Below are 3,378 nucleotides of genomic sequence, written 5' to 3' on the forward strand. Positions count from 1 at the left end.
GACGGGACATGTGGAGGTCTATACAGAACCTAACGAGAAAAATCCGGAACGAAAGGCTCTTTTGCATGTAATCCAATCCGGTGAAACGGAGGATGTCCATGATAAAGAATAAATTGTCGTTTCGAGTCTATATGATTTTACTGGTTTTGATTTTGACAGGAGTCAGCATTTTGTCTATGGCATGGGGGCAGATTGATATTCCACTTCGGACGGCTGCTGCGTTTTTGTGCCAGTCCCTTGGGCTGCCTGTCCTCACTGATGTAGTGGTGACTCCGGAGCAGCAGGCGGTGCTTCTTCATATTCGTCTGCCACGTACCATAGTCGGTCTTTTGGTTGGGGCCGGACTTGCGGCATCGGGCACTGTCATGCAGGGGCTTTTTGCGAATCCTCTGGCAGACCCGGGCATAGTCGGCGTGTCCAGCGGCGCGTCCCTGGGGGCGGTCATAGCCATAGCCACAGGCTTCAGTGAGATGAGCATGTTTGCGACTCCGCTCTTTGCTCTCTGCGGCGCGGCATGTGCGGTTATTCTGACCGTGGGACTTGCTATGCGTCACGGAAAGGTACCCATGATGATGCTTCTTTTATCAGGCGTCGTGGTGGGTATGCTTTTGGCAGCGGCAACAGCAGGTATTTTGACAGTGGTAAACGAGCATAAGCTCCAGCAGTATCTTTTCTGGACAATCGGTGGTCTTGATTACAGGCGTTGGGAGCACGTTCTTATGGGAGTTGGCCCGATTTTGGGCGGTATAGCTGTTATGCTTTTGATGGCGCGGCACCTAAATGTCCTGGTACTCGGAGATATCGAGGCTAAGGCGGTAGGCCTTCCGGTGGTAAAATATCGGCTCGGTTTTTTGGCGCTTGCTGCAATGACGACTTCGGTGGGCGTCTGCATCAGCGGAAACATCGGCTTTGTTGGTCTTGTTGTTCCTCACATGATGCGTATGCTGATAGGGCCTGACCACAGATATCTCCTGCCTGCAAGTGTTCTTGCGGGAGCAAGCTTTCTTGTGCTATGCGACGCTATAGGGCGCGTTATTGTGTCACCCAGCGAGGTACGCGTGGGCATTATGACGGCTCTTATCGGTACTCCGTATTTTCTCTATTTGCTGAGAAAAACGTATACTACAACACGGTGAGCGTATAGAGAAAGGGAAGAAAGTCATGTTCAAAGCAAGGTATCGATGTCATAGGGGCACGGTACTTGTGTTCCTTCTGTTAGGTATTGTCTGCAGCCTTTTGATGGGCTGCGGAAAGGAAAAAGCAGAGAAGAACGCGGGTGATGGCTCCGGCTATGATATCGTTGATTATCAGGGAACCACGGTTCATATCCCGGCGAAGCCGAAACGGATTATGTCATTCATGACCGGAACGGACGAGATACTTTTGGGACTCGTCGAGCCGGAGCGCATGGTTGCAATCAACAAGGAGTTTGCGGATCCGAGCCGTTCCAATGTGTACGAGCTCTCTCAGAGGATACCGCATGTGATTGAAAGAAATCCTCCTGTTGAACGCATCATATCGTTGCAGCCGGATCTCATCATAGTCCATGCGTGGATATCCCAGGAGAAGATAGAGACGCTGCGGGAATTTCATATTCCTGTCGTTGTCGTGAAATCACCTAAGAGTCTGGCGGAGATTCACTCGACTATCCGCCTTATCGCGGCGGCAATAGGAGAGCCTGAACGTGGAGAAAAGCTTATTTCCAAAATGGGAGACGAGCTTTCTAAGCTCAAAGAAAAGATTGATGCGATTCCTGCAGAAAAACGGGGGAAACGCATCGCGTTCATTTCCGTTATGGCCGGCTACGGCGGACGGGGAAGTATTTTCGATGATTATTGCAAATTCGCGGACGCGAAAAACGCGAAGGCCCTTGCAGGCATCAAGGAAGGACAGGTAATGGCAAAGGAGCAGCTCCTGGAAATGAATCCTGATATACTGATGTTCCCGAGCTATCATGAGCCCAATTCCCCTGAGGAACGGTATGGCGCTGAATACAGAAGCGATCCTTCGCTGCAGACTCTGACTGCCATAAGGGAAAACCGTGTGCTTGAGCCTTGGGCGCATTATGTATATAATATTTCACAGAATTTTGTTTTTGGAGTTCAGGAAATGGCGTATGTTCTGTACGGTGATGAGTTCGCTCAGCCGACCACACGTCACCTGAGTGTTGCGGAAGAATAAATTTTATGTTTTATCGGAGGTATTTTTATGGAATTGATTTCAAATGCGGTACTTTATTTTCACAAGGGCGGGTTCGTCATGTATCTCCTGCTCCTGTGCTCGCTTTTTGTGGTGTCTATAGCCATTGAGCGAAGCATGTATTTTTCGAAGATGGATGCAGGCAGAAAATTTGCAAGAGGATTTTACGAGCATCTGACGCAGCAGCATTATGCGGAAGCTGCAGAAGATGTTAAAAACGCAAACGGCATTCTGCCGGAAATTTTGCGCGGTGCTATGCGCCTTGCTGGTACAAATTACCATGCCATGACTTCCTATATGGAGGTACAGTCGGGTATTGCTCTGTCACAGTTCAGAAGACGTCTTTATTATTTGAATGTTATCGTCACGATGGCTCCGCTGCTCGGCCTGCTCGGAACCATAAGCGGAATGATTTCCTCATTCAGCGTGTTTGATATTGATGGCGGAAAGGCAACGGCTATTACGGGCGGTGTCAGCGAGGCTCTTATCGCTACAGCCTTCGGCCTTTGCGTTGCTATTCTGGCTCTAACGGTGCATTCCTATTTTGCGCAGCGAATTGAAAATATTGTAACGGATATGGAGCAGTGCTTTTCAATGGTAGAAGGCGAGCGCGAAAATATCGCTAAAGCAGGGGTGGGAGCATGAGGCTCAGAGACCGCCGCAGCTTTTCAAAACCTGAGGTCATGATTATTCCGATGATTGACATCATGTTTTTTCTGCTTGTCTTTTTCATGATAAGCACCCTTTACATGGTGAATCTGAAAACGGTGGATATTCAGATGCCTAAGGCACAGACTGCGGAGATGAAAACAAGCGTTACCTATCTGGTAACAATGAAGAAGGACGGTTCTTTGTGGCTGGAGGATAAGCCAATAAAGGAAGCCGTACTCATTAAGCGTTCGGAAGAACAGACTAAGCATAATCCAAAATTTTCCGTGGTTGTTCGGGCGGATGAAGGAGCTGAATATGGGCGTGTGATTGCGATTTTGGACTAGCTGAAGGCTGCAGGTGTTACACGCTTTGGTCTGGCCGCTGATTCCGGGGGGCAGGCAAAATGAATGACGCATCAAAGAAAGAGGCACAGGCATGGTTAGGTTCTGTGCTGCTTCATGCTGCTGTTTTTCTGCTGCTGGCTTTTGGTGGTTTTTTTGTCGTCAACGCAGGGAGTATACCAAAGCC

General features: G+C 49.1%; 4 protein-coding genes. All 4 read left to right on the top strand.

Annotated elements, in window-relative coordinates; translation table 11 throughout:
* Positions 1 to 98 precede the first annotated feature (98 nt).
* Positions 99 to 1,136, top strand: coding sequence for a FecCD family ABC transporter permease (locus tag ACY69O_RS00365; RefSeq protein WP_462331487.1), 1,038 nt, complete (start codon positions 99 to 101; stop codon positions 1,134 to 1,136).
* A 67-nt stretch (positions 1,137 to 1,203) separates the two neighbouring features.
* Entirely contained in the window at positions 1,204 to 2,181 is a 978-nt protein-coding gene (locus ACY69O_RS00370) for an ABC transporter substrate-binding protein (RefSeq protein ID WP_462331488.1), read from the top strand.
* A 27-nt stretch (positions 2,182 to 2,208) separates the two neighbouring features.
* On the top strand, positions 2,209 to 2,844 hold the full coding sequence (locus tag ACY69O_RS00375; protein ID WP_462331489.1) for a MotA/TolQ/ExbB proton channel family protein: 636 nt from the start codon (positions 2,209 to 2,211) through the stop codon (positions 2,842 to 2,844).
* Complete coding sequence (locus ACY69O_RS00380; protein WP_462331490.1) at positions 2,841 to 3,194, top strand: ExbD/TolR family protein; 354 nt, start codon at positions 2,841 to 2,843, stop codon at positions 3,192 to 3,194. Before ACY69O_RS00375 ends, ACY69O_RS00380 begins: the two co-directional genes overlap by 4 nt.
* The last annotated feature ends 184 nt before the right edge of the window (positions 3,195 to 3,378 follow it).

The organism is Schwartzia sp. (in: firmicutes) (assembly GCF_978017985.1).